General features: G+C 73.0%; 18 protein-coding genes and 1 pseudogene. 12 read left to right on the top strand and 7 right to left on the bottom strand.

Annotated elements, in window-relative coordinates; genetic code table 11:
• Positions 1 to 2 precede the first annotated feature (2 nt).
• From OC439_RS25210 to ccsB, 5 genes are read left to right on the top strand one after another with little or no spacing between them, the layout of a single operon-like run.
• Positions 3 to 650, top strand: coding sequence for a histidine phosphatase family protein (locus OC439_RS25210; protein WP_116503393.1), 648 nt, complete (start codon positions 3 to 5; stop codon positions 648 to 650).
• Entirely contained in the window at positions 650 to 1,225 is a 576-nt protein-coding gene (locus OC439_RS25205; RefSeq protein ID WP_262015604.1) for a TlpA family protein disulfide reductase, read from the top strand. The genes OC439_RS25210 and OC439_RS25205 overlap by 1 nt, the downstream gene beginning before the upstream one ends.
• Positions 1,225 to 2,061 (top strand): cytochrome c biogenesis CcdA family protein, encoded by an 837-nt coding sequence (locus OC439_RS25200; RefSeq protein WP_194802080.1) that lies wholly within the window; start codon positions 1,225 to 1,227, stop codon positions 2,059 to 2,061. The genes OC439_RS25205 and OC439_RS25200 overlap by 1 nt, the downstream gene beginning before the upstream one ends.
• The gene (locus tag OC439_RS25195) at positions 2,061 to 3,680 is read left to right on the top strand and encodes a cytochrome c biogenesis protein ResB (protein ID WP_262015603.1); all 1,620 of its coding nucleotides are present in this window, start codon (positions 2,061 to 2,063) and stop codon (positions 3,678 to 3,680) included. The genes OC439_RS25200 and OC439_RS25195 overlap by 1 nt, the downstream gene beginning before the upstream one ends.
• Positions 3,680 to 4,654: a c-type cytochrome biogenesis protein CcsB gene (gene ccsB / locus OC439_RS25190; protein WP_262015602.1), complete on the top strand. Its 975-nt coding sequence runs from the start codon at positions 3,680 to 3,682 to the stop codon at positions 4,652 to 4,654. Before OC439_RS25195 ends, ccsB begins: the two co-directional genes overlap by 1 nt.
• Here ccsB and OC439_RS25185 read toward each other — a convergent pair.
• Positions 4,623 to 4,847: a hypothetical protein gene (locus OC439_RS25185; protein WP_262015601.1), complete on the bottom strand. Its 225-nt coding sequence runs from the start codon at positions 4,845 to 4,847 to the stop codon at positions 4,623 to 4,625. The two genes, ccsB and OC439_RS25185, sit on opposite strands and share 32 nt — an antisense overlap.
• Positions 4,848 to 4,891: 44 nt before the next feature.
• Positions 4,892 to 5,362, bottom strand: a complete 471-nt coding sequence (locus OC439_RS25180) for a MarR family winged helix-turn-helix transcriptional regulator (protein WP_262015600.1) — start codon at positions 5,360 to 5,362, stop codon at positions 4,892 to 4,894.
• Between the two features lie 63 nt (positions 5,363 to 5,425).
• Here OC439_RS25180 and OC439_RS25175 point away from each other — a divergent pair, with 63 nt between their 5' ends.
• From OC439_RS25175 to mqnP, 3 genes are read left to right on the top strand one after another with little or no spacing between them, the layout of a single operon-like run.
• Positions 5,426 to 5,983 carry a carboxymuconolactone decarboxylase family protein gene (locus OC439_RS25175; protein WP_262015599.1) on the top strand — a complete coding sequence of 186 codons (558 nt, stop codon included), beginning with the start codon at positions 5,426 to 5,428 and terminating at the stop codon, positions 5,981 to 5,983.
• 47 nt (positions 5,984 to 6,030) lie between these two features.
• A complete protein-coding gene (locus OC439_RS25170) occupies positions 6,031 to 7,491 on the top strand; it encodes a menaquinone biosynthesis decarboxylase (RefSeq protein WP_194802076.1) in 1,461 nt (486 codons plus the stop codon).
• Positions 7,467 to 8,393: a menaquinone biosynthesis prenyltransferase MqnP gene (gene mqnP / locus OC439_RS25165; RefSeq protein ID WP_410054959.1), complete on the top strand. Its 927-nt coding sequence runs from the start codon at positions 7,467 to 7,469 to the stop codon at positions 8,391 to 8,393. The genes OC439_RS25170 and mqnP overlap by 25 nt, the downstream gene beginning before the upstream one ends.
• A 20-nt stretch (positions 8,394 to 8,413) precedes the next feature.
• On the opposite strand, the gene OC439_RS25160 is transcribed toward mqnP, so the two are convergent.
• Positions 8,414 to 9,424, bottom strand: a complete 1,011-nt coding sequence (locus tag OC439_RS25160) for a terpene synthase family protein (RefSeq protein ID WP_410054957.1) — start codon at positions 9,422 to 9,424, stop codon at positions 8,414 to 8,416.
• Between the two features lie 97 nt (positions 9,425 to 9,521).
• Between OC439_RS25160 and OC439_RS25155 the strand changes: the two genes are divergently transcribed.
• Positions 9,522 to 10,166, top strand: a complete 645-nt coding sequence (locus OC439_RS25155) for a UbiX family flavin prenyltransferase (RefSeq protein ID WP_262015597.1) — start codon at positions 9,522 to 9,524, stop codon at positions 10,164 to 10,166.
• Positions 10,167 to 10,223: 57 nt separating this feature from the next.
• Here OC439_RS25155 and OC439_RS25150 read toward each other — a convergent pair whose 3' ends face one another.
• Positions 10,224 to 10,490, bottom strand: coding sequence for a BldC family transcriptional regulator (locus OC439_RS25150; RefSeq protein ID WP_013473529.1), 267 nt, complete (start codon positions 10,488 to 10,490; stop codon positions 10,224 to 10,226).
• Between the two features lie 257 nt (positions 10,491 to 10,747).
• Here OC439_RS25150 and OC439_RS25145 point away from each other — a divergent pair, with 257 nt between their 5' ends.
• The 3 genes from OC439_RS25145 to OC439_RS25135 are packed head-to-tail and all read left to right on the top strand — an operon-like array spanning position 10,748 to position 13,196.
• A complete protein-coding gene (locus tag OC439_RS25145; protein ID WP_030500728.1) occupies positions 10,748 to 11,206 on the top strand; it encodes an Lrp/AsnC family transcriptional regulator in 459 nt (152 codons plus the stop codon).
• Positions 11,207 to 11,248: 42 nt separating this feature from the next.
• Positions 11,249 to 12,091 carry an SDR family NAD(P)-dependent oxidoreductase gene (locus OC439_RS25140; RefSeq protein ID WP_262015596.1) on the top strand — a complete coding sequence of 281 codons (843 nt, stop codon included), beginning with the start codon at positions 11,249 to 11,251 and terminating at the stop codon, positions 12,089 to 12,091.
• 10 nt (positions 12,092 to 12,101) lie between these two features.
• Positions 12,102 to 13,196: a PLP-dependent cysteine synthase family protein gene (locus tag OC439_RS25135; protein WP_262015595.1), complete on the top strand. Its 1,095-nt coding sequence runs from the start codon at positions 12,102 to 12,104 to the stop codon at positions 13,194 to 13,196.
• A gap of 16 nt (positions 13,197 to 13,212) precedes the next feature.
• Here OC439_RS25135 and OC439_RS25130 read toward each other — a convergent pair whose 3' ends face one another.
• The 3 genes and pseudogenes from OC439_RS25130 to OC439_RS25120 form a co-directional block, all read right to left on the bottom strand.
• Positions 13,213 to 13,833 carry a putative glycolipid-binding domain-containing protein gene (locus OC439_RS25130; RefSeq protein ID WP_262015594.1) on the bottom strand — a complete coding sequence of 207 codons (621 nt, stop codon included), beginning with the start codon at positions 13,831 to 13,833 and terminating at the stop codon, positions 13,213 to 13,215.
• Positions 13,834 to 13,928: 95 nt separating this feature from the next.
• A complete protein-coding gene (locus tag OC439_RS25125) occupies positions 13,929 to 15,836 on the bottom strand; it encodes a DEAD/DEAH box helicase (protein WP_262015593.1) in 1,908 nt (635 codons plus the stop codon).
• A gap of 190 nt (positions 15,837 to 16,026) precedes the next feature.
• Positions 16,027 to 16,468: pseudogene (locus OC439_RS25120) on the bottom strand (hypothetical protein); the annotation flags it as partial.

Below are 16,468 nucleotides of genomic sequence, written 5' to 3'. Positions count from 1 at the left end.
AGATGGCGGAGACCGTGGTGCACGTGCTGCGGCACGGTGAGGTGTACAACCCGGACGGCATCCTCTACGGCCGCCTGCCCGGGTTCCGCCTCTCCGAGCTGGGCGTGCAGATGGCCAAGGCGGCGGCGCAGGCGCTCGCCGACCGGACCGTGGTGCACGTGGTGGCCAGCCCGCTGGAGCGCGCCCAGCAGACCGCCGAGCCGATCGCGGCGCAGTTCGGCCTCTCCGTCGGCGTCGACGAGCGCCTGATCGAGAGCGCGAACTGGTTCGAGGGCAAGAAGGTCTCGCCCGGTGACGGTTCGTTCCGCGACCCGCGCAACTGGTGGGTGCTGCGCGACCCGGTGACCCCGTCGTGGGGCGAGGCGTACCGGGCCATCGCGGAGCGCATGTTCGCCGCGCTGCACGCCGCCCGGGTCGCCGCCGAGGGGCGGGAGGCGGTGCTCGTGTCGCACCAGCTCCCGATCTGGACGCTGCGCCGGCACGTCGAGCGCAAGCGCCTCTGGCACGACCCGCGCCGCCGCCAGTGCGGCCTGGCCAGCCTCACCTCGTTCCACTTCGACGGCGCCAAGATCGTCGGTATCGGGTACTCCGAGCCGGCCGCCCACCTCGTCTCGATCTCGCCGACCGCCCGGACGGCCAAGGGGGCCTGATGCTCACCCGGAGGCTCGCCGCCGCCCTGCTCGCCGCCGTCACCGCCGGTACGGCGCTGGTCGGCTGCTCCTCCGGCAGCCAGGAGAGCCGGTGCGCGGCCGACGGCTCGACCGTCACCTGCGCCCCCGACCAGCGCTCCAAGACGCCGAAGGTGAGCGGTGAACTGCTCACCGGCGGCAGCTACGACATCTCCCGCGACCGCGGCCAGGTCGTCGTGGTCAACTTCTGGGGCTCCTGGTGCGCGCCCTGCCGCGCCGAGGCGGACGACCTGGAGGCCACGTACCAGGCCACAAAGGGCTCCGGCGTGACGTTCCTCGGCATCAACGTGCAGGACAGCAAGGACAAGGCGATCGCCTTCGAGGAAGGCCGGGTCACGTACCCGAGCATCTTCGACCCGGCCAGCCGGCAGGCGTTGAACTTCGACATCCCGCCGAACACCACCCCGGCCACCGTCGTGCTCGACCGCGAGGGCCGGATCGCCGTGGTGATCCGCCGGGCCGTCACCCGTGACGAGCTGCGGCCGATCGTCGAGGACATCGCGGCCGAGTCGCCGGCGCCGAACGGCGCCCGCTGATGGGCGAGACGTTCCGGCAGCTCGCCGAGTCCGGCCCGCTGCTGCTCGCGGTCGGCGCGGCGGCGCTGGCCGGACTGGTCAGTTTCCTGTCGCCGTGCGTGCTCCCGCTGATGCCCGGCTACCTGTCGTACGTGACGGGCCTGGCCGGCTCCGACCTGGAGGGCCGCCGCCCGGGCGCGCCGCAGCCACCGGACCCACCGTCGACCGGGGGCGGCGTCGCCGTGGCGGAACGGACGCAGGCCCGGACCACCGCCGCCGTCAAGGGCCGGGTGCTCGCCGGCACGCTGCTGTTCATCGCGGGCTTCACCGTCGTGTTCGTCGCCACCGCGATCCTCTTCTCCGGCGTCGGCAAGCTCTTCTTCCGGTACGAGCGCACGCTGGAGATCGTCATCGGCGCGCTCGTGGTGGTGCTCGGTCTCGGCTACCTCGGGGTGATCCCCGGCATGCAGCGGGAGTTCCGCATCCGCTGGCTGCCCTCCGCCGGGCTGCTCGGCGCACCGGTGCTCGGCGCGGTCTTCGCGCTCAGCTGGCTGCCCTGCACCGGCCCGACGCTCGGCGCGGTGCTCGGCATGGCGGCCACCGAGGGCGGGACCGACCGGGCCGTGGTGCTCGCCGTGGCGTACTGCCTCGGATTGGGGATACCGTTCGTCGTCTTCGGGCTGGGCTTCCAGCGCCTGCTCGGGGTGTTCCGCGCCGTCCGGCGCAACAGCCGGTGGGTCACCCGGATCGGCGGCGCGCTGCTGATCGCGATCGGCCTGGCGCTGATCACCGGCGGCTGGGTGAACGTGGTGATCTGGTTGCAGACGAACGTGGGCGTGGGCGAGGTGAGCATCTGATGACGACCGTCGACGACCGGCCGTCGACCCCACCCGCGCAGGCGCCCCGGCGGCGGGTCAACCCGGTGCTGGCCCTGCTGCGCAACTCGTGGCGGCAGCTCACCAGCATGCGTACGGCGCTGATCCTGCTGTTCCTGCTCGCCATCGCGGCCATCCCCGGCTCGGTGCTGCCCCAGCGCGGCGTCAACCCGGAACGCGTCAACCAGTGGTTCGTCGACCACCCCGACCTCGCGCCCCGGCTGAACCAGATCGGCGCGTTCGAGGTCTTCGGCTCGGTCTGGTTCTCCGCGATCTACCTGCTGCTGTTCACCTCGCTGATCGGCTGCATCCTGCCCCGCGCCCGCGACCACGTCCGCGCGCTGCGGATGAGGCCACCGGCCGCGCCGAGACGGTTCGACCGGCTGCCGCAGCACGCGGTGCTGGAGGCCCCGGCCGCCGCCGATCCCGAGGCGATCGCGGCGGTGCTGCGCGGCCGCCGGTGGCGGGTCACCGTGCGCGGCAACGAGGTCTCCGCCGAGAAGGGCTACCTCAAGGAGACCGGCAACCTGCTCTTCCACGTGTCGCTGGTCGCCGTCCTGCTCGGGGTGGCGCTCGGTTCCTGGTACGGATGGCACGGCAACCGCATCCTGGTGGCCGGCGAGGACAACGCGTTCTGCAACACCCGCCAGCAGTACGCCGAGGCGTCGCTCGGCCCGCGCGTGGACAGCTCCGACCTGCCGCCGTTCTGCCTGACGCTGGAGAAGTTCGAGGCCGACTACCTGCCGTCCGGGCTGGCGTCCCGCTACTGGGCCACGGTGACCGTGGACGAGCCGGGCGGCACGGAACGGACCGCCGGGTTCTCGGTCAACTCGCCGCTGCGGCTCGGCTCGGCGAACGTCTACCTGCTCGGCAACGGCTACGCGCCGCTGCTGAAGTACACCGACAAGTACGGCCGCAGCCAGACCAGCGAGGCGCCGTTCCTGCGTACCGGGGACTCCAACGCGACCGAGGAGGGCGTGGCGATCTTCCCGGACGCCAACGTCGACCCGAAGACCGGCGCGCGTGCCCCGGACCAGCAGATCGCCTTCGACGGGCTCTACCTGCCCACCGCGCCGGAGAGCGCGCCGTACGTCTCGTCGCAGTACCCGGCCGAGCGGAACCCGGCGGTGAACCTGACCGCGTACCGGGGCAACCTCGGGCTGGACGCGGGCATCCCCGGCTCGGTGTACGCGCTGGACCGGCGGCAGATCGACGACGGCAAGCTCAAGGAGATCGGCACCAAGCTGCTGCGGCCGGGGGAGAAGTGGGCCCTCGACGACGGCAGCACGCTGGAGTTCGTCGGCACCAAGCCGTACATCACGCTCGCGGTCCGGCACGCGCCCGGGCAGACGTTGCTGCTGGTGGCGAGCGGCACGCTGCTGCTGGGCCTGATGGGCTCGCTGTTCGCCCGGCGGCGCCGGGTCTGGTTCCGGGTTTCGCCCCCCGAGGGTGGATCTCCGACGAGCGGTAGTAGCTTGGTGGAGGCCGGTGGGCTGCCGCGCACCGAGCACCCTGGGTTCGCCGACGAGTTCGCGCAGCTCGTCGCCGCGGTGAGCGGTGACGCGCCGGACGCGCGGCGGGCGCGAGAAGGAGACGACTGATGTCCGCACTCTCCGACCAGCTGGTCGCGTTCGCGATCCTGGCGTACCTGATCGCGATGATCAGCCACGCCGTGGAGTTCGCGCTGGGCAACGCGCGGAAGGTGCCCGCGGCCGCACCGGCGCGGGAGCTGGTCGGCGCGGGCGTCGGCGGAGCCGGCGGCACGATCGACGAGCCGGCCGTCGCGGCGACGCCGCCGCGCCCGGACCGCACCGGCGCGCGGGCCGTGCTGGCCGGCCGGATCGCCACCTGGCTCACCGTGCTCGCCGCCGCCGTGCACCTGGGCGCCGTGGTCACCCGGGGTCTCGCCGCCGACCGGATGCCCTGGGGCAACATGTACGAGTTCGTGCTGACCGGCACCTGGATCGGTGTGGCGGCCTGGCTCGTGGTGCTCTGGAAGCAGCCGTGGCTGCGCCGGCTCGGGCTGTTCCTGACGCTGGTCATGGTGCTGCTGCTGGCCTTCGCCGAGCTGAAGCTCTACGTGCCGATCGAGCCGCTGATGCCGGCGCTGCAGTCGTGGTGGTTCATCATCCACGTCTCGACGATCATCTTCGCCTCGGGCATCTTCCTGCTGGGCGTGGTGCCCGCCGCCGCGTACCTGATGCGGTCCGGCTGGGAGCAGGGGCGGCGCAGCTTCCCGTACACCCTGGCCCGCCGCCTCCCGGAGGCGGCCGGGCTGGAGCGGCTGACCTTCATGCTGCACGCCTTCTCGTTCCCGATCTTCACCTTCGCGGTGATCGCGGGGGCGATCTGGGCCGAGGCGGCCTGGGGTCGCGCCTGGGGCTGGGACCCGAAGGAGACCTGGGCGTTCATCTCCTGGGTGGTGTACGCGGGCTACCTGCACGCCCGGGCCACGCCGAGCGTGAAGCGCAACGTGGCGACCTGGATCTCCATCGTGGGCTTCCTGACCGTGATGATGAACCTGTTCGGCGTGAACTTCTTCTTCACCGGTCTGCACTCGTACGCCGGGGTGTAGTGACCGGGCGCGCGCTCAGCACCTCGTCCACCCGGCGCGTGATCTGGTAGGCCACCTCCGGCAGGTCGGCCAGTTCGAGGCGGTCCGCCCGCAGCGCGAACTGGGCGTGCAGTTCGCGGGCCACCGCGTCGCGGATCTCGGCCTGGAGCGGGCTGAGGCCGTCGGGGTCACCCACCACGTATGCGTCGTCCATCCGTCGATGATGAACCGCCGCCGGCGACCCTGTCAGTGACGAAGTCATCCGCCGAACCAGCCGGGGACGTCGAGGCGGAACACGTCGGCGGGGACCATCCGGCGCAGGTCGTCCTCGATGGCGGCGACCCGGTCCGCGCCGAGTGTGGCCGCCCAGCGGTCGCGTAACTCGTCGAAGACCTCAGCCGAGCGGTGCAGCCCGTCGCGGCCTTTCGCTGTCGTCCGGACCAGCTTGCGGCGGGCGTCGGCGGGGTCGTCCACGCGTTCCAGGTAGCCGAGCGCGACCAGCCGGTCCACCGTCTTGCCCGCTGCCTGCTTGGAGACGCCGAGGCGTTGCCCGAGGTCGGAGGCGGTGGTGCCGGCCGGGCCGACGGCCTGGAGGACGAAGCCGTGGGCGGGGCGCAGCTCGGGGTGCCCCTGGCGGGCCAGTTCCGCGTGCAGGTCGTCGACGAGCGTACGGAAACCGGCGAGCAGGAGCAGCGGCAGCGCGAACCCGGGGCGGTCAGGCGTTGCCATGTTCGACAACCACGTTTACTATTTCGTCAACCACGTTGACCATCTTACGAGAGGGGTCCTGTCATGTCCCGCTTCACCGCGTACGAGCCGGACACCGCGCCCGCCGCCGCCCGCCCGGTCATGACCGGAGTACGCCGCTCGCTGGGCCACCTACCCGCCGCCGTGAGCCTGATGGCCGGCTCGCCCGAACTGCTCACGGGCTTCCTCGCCGCCAACGCCGCGTTCGAGGCCACCGACCTGGACCCGGTCGCCCGGGAGGTGGTCGTGCTGACCGTCGCCACCCGCAACGGTTGCCACCTCTGCGTGGCCATGCACACCGCGACGCTGGTCCGGCACGGCGCCGCGCCCGAGCTGATCGAGGCGCTGCGTACCGGCTCGACGCTGCCCGATTCCCGGCTGGAGGCGCTGCGCCGCTTCACCGTCGCCGTGCTCGACCACCGGGGCGCGGTCCCCGACGCCGACCTGGACGCGCTGCTCGCCGCCGGATGGCAGCCCCGGCACGCGCTGGACGTGGTGCTCGGCGTCGGCACGTACACGATCTCCACGTTCGCCAACCGGCTCACCGAGGCGCCGCTCGACAAGCCGCTGGCCGCGTACGCCTGGACGCCCGCCGCCAGTTGACCGGGGGCGCGCCCGGCCCGAGGAAGGGAGTGCGGGAGGATGGGGGCATGGCGGCTCGCTTTCCGTACACCGATCTGAAGGATTTCCTCGCGGCGCTGGAGCGTGCGGGCGAGCTGCGGCGGGTGAGCGCGCCGGTCGATCCCACGCTGGAGATCAGCGAGATCGTCACCCGCACCGTCCGGGCCGGCGGGCCCGCGCTGCTGTTCGAGCGCCCCACCCGGGGTGAGATGCCGGTGGCGATCAACCTGTTCGGCACCGAGAAGCGGATGGCGATGGCGCTCGGGGTGGAACACCTCGACGAGATCGGCGAGCGGATCGGCGACATGCTCAAGCCGGAACTGCCGCAGGGCTTCTCCGGGATGATGGGCGGCCTGGGCAAGGTCATGCAGCTCAAGTCGATGCCGCCGAAGAAGGTGAAGACCGCCCCCTGCCAGCAGGTGGTCTACCGGGGCGACGACGTCGACCTGAACCGGCTGCCCGGCTTGCAGGTGTGGCCCGGTGACGGCGGGATCTTCCACAACTTCGGGCTGACCCACACCAAGCACCCGGAGACCGGCAAGCGCAACCTCGGGCTCTACCGGCTCCAGCAGCACTCGCACAACACCATCGGCATGCACTGGCAGATCCACAAGAACTCCACCGCGCACCACGCGGTCGCCGAGCGGCTCGGCCAGCGGCTGCCGGTGGCGATCGCGATCGGCGCCGACCCGGTGGTGGCGTACTCGGCCAGCGCGCCGCTGCCCGCCGACATCGACGAGTACCTGTTCGCCGGGTTCCTCGCCGGTGAGCGGGTCGAGATGGTGGACTGCCTGACCGTCCCGTTGCAGGTCCCGGCGCACGCGCAGATCGTGCTGGAGGGCTACATCGAGCCGGGCGAGCGCCTGCCCGAGGGTCCGTTCGGCGACCACACCGGCTTCTACACGCCGGTCGAGCCGTTCCCGGTCATGCACATCGAGTGCATGACCATGCAGCGCGACCCGGTCTACCACTCGATCGTCACGTCCCAGCCGCCGCAGGAGGACCACGGCCTCGGCAAGGCCACCGAGCGGATCTTCGCGCCGCTGCTGCGCTTCCTGATCCCGGACATCGTCGACTACGACCTGCCCGCCGCCGGTGTCTTCCACAACTGCGCGATCGTGTCGATCCGCAAGCGCTACCCGAAGCACGCGCAGAAGGTCATGAACGCGATCTGGGGCGCGCACATGATGTCGCTGACCAAGCTGATCGTGATCGTCGACGAGGACTGCGACGTGCACGACTACAACGAGGTCGCGTTCCGCGCCTTCGGCAACGTCGACTACGCCCGCGACCTGATGGTCACCGAGGGGCCGGTGGACCACCTCGACCACGCCTCGTACCAGCAGTTCTGGGGCGGCAAGGCGGGCATCGACGCGACCCGCAAGCTGCCCGAGGAGGGCTACAGCCGGGGCTGGCCGGAGGAGATGCGCATGTCGCCCGAGGTGGTCTCGCTCGTCGACAAGCGCTGGAAGGAATACGGGATCCGATGACGGCGGCAGTACAGGAACGACCCGGCCGGGTCTCGTCCTTCCTCAAGCTCGTCGCCATCGAGCACTCGGTCTTCGCGCTTCCGTTCGCGTACCTGTCGGCGCTGACCGCCATGCAGCTCAACGGCGGCCGGGTGGATTGGCTCGACCTGCTGCTGATCACCGTGGCGATGGTCGGCGCGCGGACGTTCGCCATGGCCGCGAACCGGATCCTCGACCGGCGGATCGACGCGCGGAACCCGCGTACGGCGAACCGGGAACTGGTCACCGGCGCGGTGAGCGTGCGGACGGCCTGGACCGGCGCGGCGGTCGCGCTCGTGGTGTTCCTGGCCGCCGCCGCCCTGCTCAACCCGCTCTGCCTGGTGCTCGCGCCGCTCGCCGTGGTGCCGCTCGTGGTCTACCCGTACGGCAAGCGGTTCACCAACTGGCCGCACGCCATCCTCGGGGTGGCGCAGGCGGTCGGCCCGGTCGGCGCCTGGCTGGCCGTCACCGGCACGCTCGACGGCTCCGGCCCGGCGTGGCTGCTCGGCGCCGCCGTCGGCCTGTGGATCGGCGGCTTCGACCTGATCTACGCCTGCCAGGACTCGGAGATCGACCGGGAGATCGGCGTGCACAGCGTCCCCGCCCGGTACGGCCGGCGCTTCGCGCTGCACGCCTCCACTGTCGCACACGTGGTGACGTTCGCGCTGTTCATCTGGTTCGGCGCGTGGGTCGGCTTCGGCTGGCTGTGGTGGATCGGGCTGGCGCTCACCGCTGTGGCCTTCGCCTACCAGCACATGGTGGTCAGTCCCACCGACCTGAGCAAGGTCAACCGGGCGTTCTTCACCGCGAACGGTTTCGTCGGCATCGCGTTGTTCGTCCTCGCGCTGCTCGACCTGATGATCCGGCTCGGCCTGCGGCCGTAGCGGCGACGCCGGGCACCGGCTCAGGACGCCGCGGCGACCGGGTAGCGGGCGCTCTCCAGCGTCCAGTCGACGGTGCCGCGCACGGCGGCGGCCAGCCCGTCGAGGTGGATCGCGACCGCCTCGTCGAGCGTCGGGCCGAACGACGGCGCCGCCGCCAGGAGTGCCGCGAAGCGGTCCATCTCGGCCCGCCAGTGCCCGGCCACCAGGTCGACCGCCGCCGGCAGCGGCACGCCCCGCTCGGCGGCCGTCGCCAGCACCAGGTTGTGCCCGCCGCCGGTGGCCCGGTCGCGCTCCAGCGAGGCGATGTCGTTGAACCAGGAGAGCAGGTCGTTGGCGAGACCGGCGAGCCGCCGCAGCGCCGGATGGTGGTAGACCGCGTCGGGCAGCGGACGCCCGGATGCGAACTCGATCAGCGGGTACGACACGTAGGCCGCCGACGTGGCCCGGCGCAGCCGCACGTACTCGGCGACGCCCGGTGGGCGGCCGGACGTGGTGGCGGTGGCCTCCCGGTGGACCCCGTCGAGGTGGTCGGCGACCGCGTCGGCGAAGCGCAGCCGCCACCGGGCCGGCATCCGGCGGCGGGGTTCCCGCCACGCCTGTACGAGCAGCCGCCGCAGTGGGCCGGAGAAGCCCGGGTGGCGGGCGCGCGGACCCTCGCGCAGCAGGGCGAGCGCACCGTCGCGCAGCGCGCGGATCTGCGGCGGGGTCAGCCCGTCCCGCCCGTCGCAGGCGTCGTCGACGAGGAAGAACCAGGTGAACAGTGCGGTCAGCACCCGCAGGTCGGGCTCGGTGGCGTCCGGGTAGAGGCGGCCCGCGTACCGGGCGAAGCCGGCCCGCGCCAGCCGTCGCCGGGTCACCGGGTCAGCCGGCAGGCCGAGCCGGTCGACCTGCTCCACCAGCCAGCCCTGCACGTCGTCGGCGTACGGGGAGAGGCGGGGCGGGATGGGGCAGCCGGAGCGGAGCGCCCGCAGCACCGCCGCCGTCATCACCGGCCCTTCCGTGGACGTCGATCGCCGATCGAAGAATTTCATGCCGTGGGATGTTCCGTGAACCCACTGGACATCCCGGACGGGCCGACCGAACGGGGGTCGACGCCCGCCGCCGGCGGCGACCAGGCACGCTTGGGGCATGCGCGAACCATGGGTGGTGGGTGTCTCCGGCGCGTCCGGGACGCCGTACGCGGCGGCTGTCGTCCGGGGACTGCTCGACGCCGGTCAGGCGGTGGACCTGATCGTCTCCCGGGCGGCCCGGCTGACAGTGCTGGACGAGACCGGCCGGCCCTTCCGGGACGCGCACTGGACCGAGGACCTGGCCGCCTGGCTCGACCGCGACCTCACCGGCGCGGACCTGCGGCACTGGCCCGCAGGTGACCTGGCCGCCGGCCCGAGCAGCGGCTCCTACCCGGTACGCGGCATGGCGGTGGTGCCGGCCAGCACCGCCGCGTGCGCGGGCATCGCGATCGGGTTGTCGAAGGACCTGCTCCAGCGTGCCGCCGAGGTGAACCTCAAGGAGCGCCGCCCGGTCGTCGTGGTGCCCCGGGAGACGCCGGTGACCCGTAGTCACCTGGAACATCTCATCGCGCTGCACGACGCGGGCGCGGTGGTGCTGCCGGCCAGTCCGGGCTTCTACGGCGCCGGGGCGTCGGCGTCCGCCGGGCAGCTCGTGGACTTCGTGGCCGGGAAGGTGCTCGACGCGCTCGGTGTCGAGCACACACTGTTCCGGCGGTGGTCCGGCGAACTGGCCGCCGGTCGCCGGGAGACGGACCCGCGCTGACGGATCCGCTGGGCGACGTCCGGGGCGCGGCCCTCGGCAGGACCGCGCCCCGCACGTTCAGTACATGCCGGCGTTCGCCGGTCCGGGGCCGGTGGAAGCGGTCGGGCCCATGTTGCGGGCCTTGCCCATGTCCTCCGCCTCGTCCAGCATGCCCTCCCCCTCGAGCAGGGCCCGCACCTCGGATTCCCGAAACCGGCGGTGCCCTCCTGGAGTCCGGATACTGCCGATCCGGCCGGCCGCTGCCCATCTGGTCACGGTCTTCGGGTCCACCCGAAACAGCGCAGCGACCTCACCCGGTGTCAGCAGGCGATCTCCAGTGTCCACAGCCCCCTCCTCGCGTCGACGAAGCCCCCGGCTGAACACACTGCCCCCGGCCGGTGCGAGCCCAGAGCCGTCATGAGGGACGTATGGCAATTACAGCACCGGCTACCGGACGTGTCCGCCAAACGCGAAAAACGCACACACTGGGAAGGATAGGAAATGGTACCGGCGGAGAACCCCCGTGATCGTACGTTTGTGAAGGGCCGGTGCACCGGTACCGACAGTGTTCGGTGGCCGCCGAGCGGATAGGGTCACTCTCCGTGGACACGATCGACCTGAGCCTCGTGGAGTTGTTGCGGGGCAACGCCCGTCTGTCGTACGCCGAGCTGGCCCGTCAGGTCGGCCTCTCCGCCCCGGCCGTACACGAGCGGGTCGGCAAGCTGGAGTCCAGCGGCGTGATCCGGGCGTACCGGGCCGAGGTCGAGCCGGAGTCGATCGGGCTGGGCGTCACCGCGCTCATCGGCATCATCGAGGACTCCGACGCCGACACCGACGACGTGCTGGAGGCGTTCCGGCGCATCCCCGAGATCGAGTCCTGCTACTTCATGGCCGGCGTCGAGTCCTTCCTGCTCAAGGCGCGCGTCGGCACGATCGCCGAGCTGGAGCAGCTGATCGTCCGGCTGAACCGGACTGCTGGTGTGGCGTCCACCCGTACCAGCATCGCCCTGTCGACCAAGTGGGAGAACCGCCCGCAGCCGCTGGAACCGCCCACCGCCTGACGCCTCTGGCCCCGGGGCGGGGGTTGCGGTTACCGTGCGCCGATGACGAGCTCGGAGCGCGGTGCCGCAGTGGTGACAGGTGCGGCCGGTGGGCTGGGACGGGCGATCGCCGCCGCGCTGCACGCCGACGGGTGGAACGTGCTGCTCACCGACGTCGACGCCGGGGCCGTGTCGGCCGCCGCCGCGCCGCTGGGCGGCTGGTCGCGCGCCCTCGACGTACGCGACGAATCCGCCTGCGCGGACGTCGCCGCCGAGGCGGCGGCCGCGCCCGGCGGCCTCGGGCTCTGGGTGAACAACGCGGGCATCCTGGTCACCGGGCCGTCCTGGGCGCACGACGCCCCGGCCCGGTGCGCGGTGGTCGAGGTCAACGCGCTCGGCGCGATGAACGGCACGCTCGCCGCCGTCGCGGTGATGCGCGAACAGGGCCGCGGCCACGTACTGAACGTCGTCTCGCTGGCCGGGCTGATCGCCGCACCGGGCGAGACGGTGTACGCGGCCAGCAAGCACGCCCTGCTCGCGTTCAGCCTCGGCACCCTGAGCGACCTGCGGATGGCCGGCGTCCGGGGCGTACACGTGTCGTGCCTGTGCCCGGACGGGATCTGGACGCCGATGCTGCACGACAAGCTGGACGACCCGGGAGCGCTGGCGTCCTTCACCGGCTCGCTGCTCACGCCGGAGCGGGTGGCCGCGCGGGCCGTCCGGCTGGCCCGCCGCCCCCGGCCGGTGGTCAGCCTGCCGCGCTGGCGCGGCGCCCAGGTACGGCTCCTGGACGCCTTCCCCCGGCTCGCTCTGGCCCTCACGCCGGTGATCCGGGCCACCGGCCGGGCCGGTCAACGGCGGCAGGCCCGCCGGGTCCGGGAGAACCCGAGCCCACCTCGCTTGTAACGTTGCCGGCGTGACTCACTTCGACAGGTGCGACGAGGCCAGCCGGCGCTGGGTGACCGAGGCGATCGCCACTGTCGAGGCGGACGCCAACCGCTCCGCCGACACCCACCTGCTGCCGTTCCCGCTGCCCCGGGAGTGGGGGATCGACCTCTACCTCAAGGACGAGTCGGTGCACCCCACCGGCTCGCTGAAGCACCGGCTCGCCCGGTCGCTGTTCCTCTACGGTCTCTGCAACGGCTGGATCGGCCCGGACACCACGATCGTCGAGGCGTCGTCCGGTTCGACGGCGGTCTCCGAGGCGTACTTCGCCCGGATGCTCGGGCTGCCGTTCATCGCCGTCATGCCCGCCTCCACGTCGCCGGAGAAGATCGCCCAGATCGAGTTCCAGGGCGGGCGCTGCCACCTGGTGGACGACCCGTCGAAGGTCGTGGTGGAGGCGCGCTGGCTCGCCGAGGACAGCGGCGGCCGGTTCATGGACCAGTTCACCTACGCCGAGCGGGCCACCGACTGGCGGGGCAACAACAACATCGCCGAGTCGATCTACGCCCAGCTCGCGCTGGAACGGCACCCGGTGCCCGCCTGGATCGTGGTCGGCGCCGGCACCGGCGGCACCAGCGCCACCATCGGCCGCTACGCCCGCTATCGGCGGCTGCCCACCAAGCTCTGCGTGGTGGACCCGGAGAACTCCGCGTTCTACCCCGCCTGGCAGGCCGGTGACTGGTCGGTCCGCACCGACCGCGGCTCCCGGATCGAGGGCATCGGGCGGCCCACCGTCGAGGCGTCCTTCCTGCCCAGCGTGGTGGACCGGATGGTGCAGGTGCCGGATGCCGCGTCGCTCGCCGCCATGCGGGCCGGCTCGGCCGTGCTCGGCCGCCGTGTGGGCGGCTCCACCGGCACCAACCTGTGGGGCGCGTTCGGGCTGATCGCGCAGATGCGCGCGGCCGGGCGTACCGGCTCGGTGGTCACGCTGATCTGCGATCCGGGCGACAGGTACGTCGACACCTACTACTCCGACGAGTGGGTGGCCGCGCAGGGCCTCGACCTCGCCCCGCACCTCGCCACCATCGACCGGTTCCTGACCGACGGCACCTGGCCGACCGCCTGAGCCGGGCCCCGGCCGGTCAGAGCGGGTCGACCCGCTCGGCGAGCCCCGGGTAGCGCACCACGAAGCCCTCCGGGTCGACCTCCAGGTCGGCGGTGAACGTGCCGCTCGCGTATTGGACCCGGCCCGGACCCAGCGAGGTGTAGACCTGCTCGGCGGGCACCACGGCCAGGCCGGGCAGCAGCACCCACGCCACATTCACGGCCGTGGCCAGGTCGGCGGGCAGCCGCCCCAGCCCGATCCGGCGGATCGGCAACGTGTTCGTCAGCGGGGAACCGCCCAGGTCCACGTCGAGCGCCTCGGCCAGCCGGCCCGGGTCGTCGGTACCCGGCAGGCCCGCCGGTGGGTGGCCCGCCGCGCTCAGCGCCGCGTCCAGGTCACCCTCCTCGCCGGTACGCACGCGCCACCCGTCCCGGCCCCGCTCCAGGCGTACGCTCCGCGACCAGCCGGCGCCCTCGGACTCGACCTCCAGCCGGTTCGTCGACCAGTCCGGGCCGACGGTCAGGCGATACCGGCACGTGTACGGGATCGGATCCACGGCGAGCGCCACACCCTGCGCGGTCAGCCCCGGACCGTCGTCGAGCACGACGTGCTCGGAGCCGGCGGTGTCGGTCCGGGCCCAGAAGAGCGACTTCGGCATGGTCCGGACGTTACGCGACCCGGCCGTCGGCGGCAGCGTATGCGCGAACGCCGCCGCCGAGCGGATGCTCGGCGGCGGCGGTGGGTGCGCTCAGATCAGTGGGTACGTGCCGGCGGGCGCCCGCCGAAGCCGCGCCTGTCGTCCCGGCCCCGCCCTTCGGCCCGGAAACCGCCGGCCCGGCGCTCGGCCGGACGCGCGTCGCCCCGGTCACCGAAACGCCGCTCGGCGTGCGGGCGGTCGTCCTGGCGCCGGTCACCGAAGCCGCGCGAGCCGCCCGGCCGGTCGTCGTACCGCCGCTCGTCGCGGTCGTACCCGCGTCCGGCCGCCGGCTGCTGCCGGTCGCCGTACGGCCGGTCGGCCCGCTCGCCGAAGCGCCGGTCGTCGCCGCGCTGGCCGCCGAAGCGCTGGCCGCGGTCGTCGGACCGCTGCTCGCCGAAGCTCCGGCCGTCGGACCGCCGGTCGCCGAAGCTCCGGTCGTCGCGACGCTCCGGCCGGCCGAAGCGGCGCTCGCCGCCGCCGGACCGCTCGCCCGAGTAGCGCTCACCCGCCGGCCGGTCGCCGAACCGGCGGTCACCGCCACGGTCCGCGAACCGGTCACCGGACCGCTCGCTCGCGGGCCGGTCGCCGAAGCGGCGCTCGCCACGACCGTCACGGTCGCCGAACCGGCGCTCGCCACGGTCGGAGAAGCCGCCCCGGCCGCCCCGGTCGAAGCCCCGGCCGTCGCGGTCGCCGAAGCGGCGCGAGCCGCCGCCGCGTCGCGGCTCCGGCTCGTCCCGCACCGGTACGCCGCTGGGCTCGCGCGCGCCGGTCAGCTCGGCCAGCGCCTCGTCGCCCGCCCGGACCCGGGTCTCGGCCGGCTCGACGCCCGCCTTCTCCATCATGGCCAGAGTGGTGCGGCGCTGCTTGGGCAGCACCAGTGTCGCCACCGCGCCCGACTCGCCGGCCCGAGCGGTACGGCCGGCCCGGTGCAGGTAGTCCTTGGGGTCCTTCGGCGGGTCCACGTGCAGCACCAGCGAGACGCCGTCGACGTGGATGCCCCGGGCCGCCACGTCGGTCGCGACCAGCACGGGCGTCCGGCCCTCGCGGAACTCGGCGAGCGTCTTGGTGCGCATGCGCTGGGTCTTGCCGCCGTGCAGCCCACCGGCCCGTACGCCGACGGCCGCGAGCTGCTCGACGAGCCGGTCCACGCCGAGCTGCGTACGGGCGAACAGCATGGTGCGGCCCTCGCGGGCGGCGATGGACGCGGCGACCGCGAACTTGTCGTGCGGCGGGATCAGCAGCAGGTGGTGATCCATCGTGGACACGGCGGCGGTGGCCGGCGCGGTCGAGTGGGTGACCGGGTCGGTCATGAACCGCTTGACGAGCGTGTCGACGTCGTTGTCCAGAGTGGCCGAGAACAGCAGCCGCTGCGCGTCCGCCGGAGTCTTCGCCAGCAGCCGGGTGACCTCGGGCAGGAAGCCCATGTCCGCCATCTGGTCGGCCTCGTCCAGCACGGTGATCTCGACGTCGTCGAGCCGGCACACGCCGCGCTCGATCAGGTCGCCGAGCCGTCCCGGGGTGGCCACGACGATCTCCACGCCGCGGCGCAGCGCGTCGATCTGCCTGTCGTACGGCACACCGCCGACGGCGGTCTTCAGGAACACGCCCACCGACTTGCCGAGCGGCACGAGGGCGTCGTTGACCTGCATGGCAAGTTCACGGGTGGGGACCAGGACCAGGGCGCGAGGGTGCAGCGGCCGGGCCCGGTTGCGGTCGGCGACCCGGGCGATCACCGGCAGGCCGAAGGCGAGCGTCTTGCCGGAGCCGGTCTGGCCCCGGCCGAGGACGTCGCGGCCCGCCAGCGAGTCGGGCAGCGTGGCCCGCTGGATCTCGAACGGGGTGGTGATGCCCTGCCGGGCGAGCGTCTCGACGAGCTGCCGGGGCAGGCCGAGCGAGGCGAAGTCGACGGTGTCGGGCGTCGGGTCGACGGACGGGGACGTGCTGGGTTCAGCGAACGTGGTCAAGAAATACCTCTCGAGCGGGGCGCATCTTCGCGATGGCCCGCCGCGGCCTGTCACGCCGCCGAATCGCCCGCAAGATCGCCCATGGGCGCGCGCAGTCGGGCGCGCCAGGTCAGTGATCGCAGTCAAGTGTACGGCGCATCGCCCACTCCGCCACGGCGACGCGAGAACGTAGTGGGCGGGCTCACCCCCGTCACTCGATGAGCATGGTCCCGGTCAGCCCGCTCAACGCGTCGTTGGCCAGGAAGACCACGAGCAGACTGATCGCGATCAACATGGTCAGCGCGACGGCCAGCACGATGAACACCTTCGTGTTGCCGCCCCGGGCCGCCGGGCCCTCCTCGGACCAGCCCTGGGCCAGGATGTGCCCGGTCAGCGACCCGGAGTTCTCCAGCGGGTTGCCCTGCGGGAACGACACGGTGGCGAACCCGGGCCCGTCGGTGCCGCCGTACGCGGTGGTGGCGAGATCCGGATCGGCGGGCTGTGGGCGTACCGGACGGGTCGTGTCGGCGTCGCGGGCGGGCGTGGCCGGCGGCGGCCAGGTCGGCAGCGCCGGGGCCGGCACCACGGGCGGCGGTGGGTCCGACACGGGCGCGGCGGCCCACGACGGCTGCGCGGCGGCCGGCGGCGCGACG

This window comes from Micromonospora sp. Mcm103, assembly GCF_024519755.1.
GTDB lineage: Bacteria > Actinomycetota > Actinomycetes > Mycobacteriales > Micromonosporaceae > Micromonospora > Micromonospora aurantiaca.
Note: the sequence above shows the minus strand (reverse complement) of the source record. Positions and strands in the feature narration are given on the sequence as shown.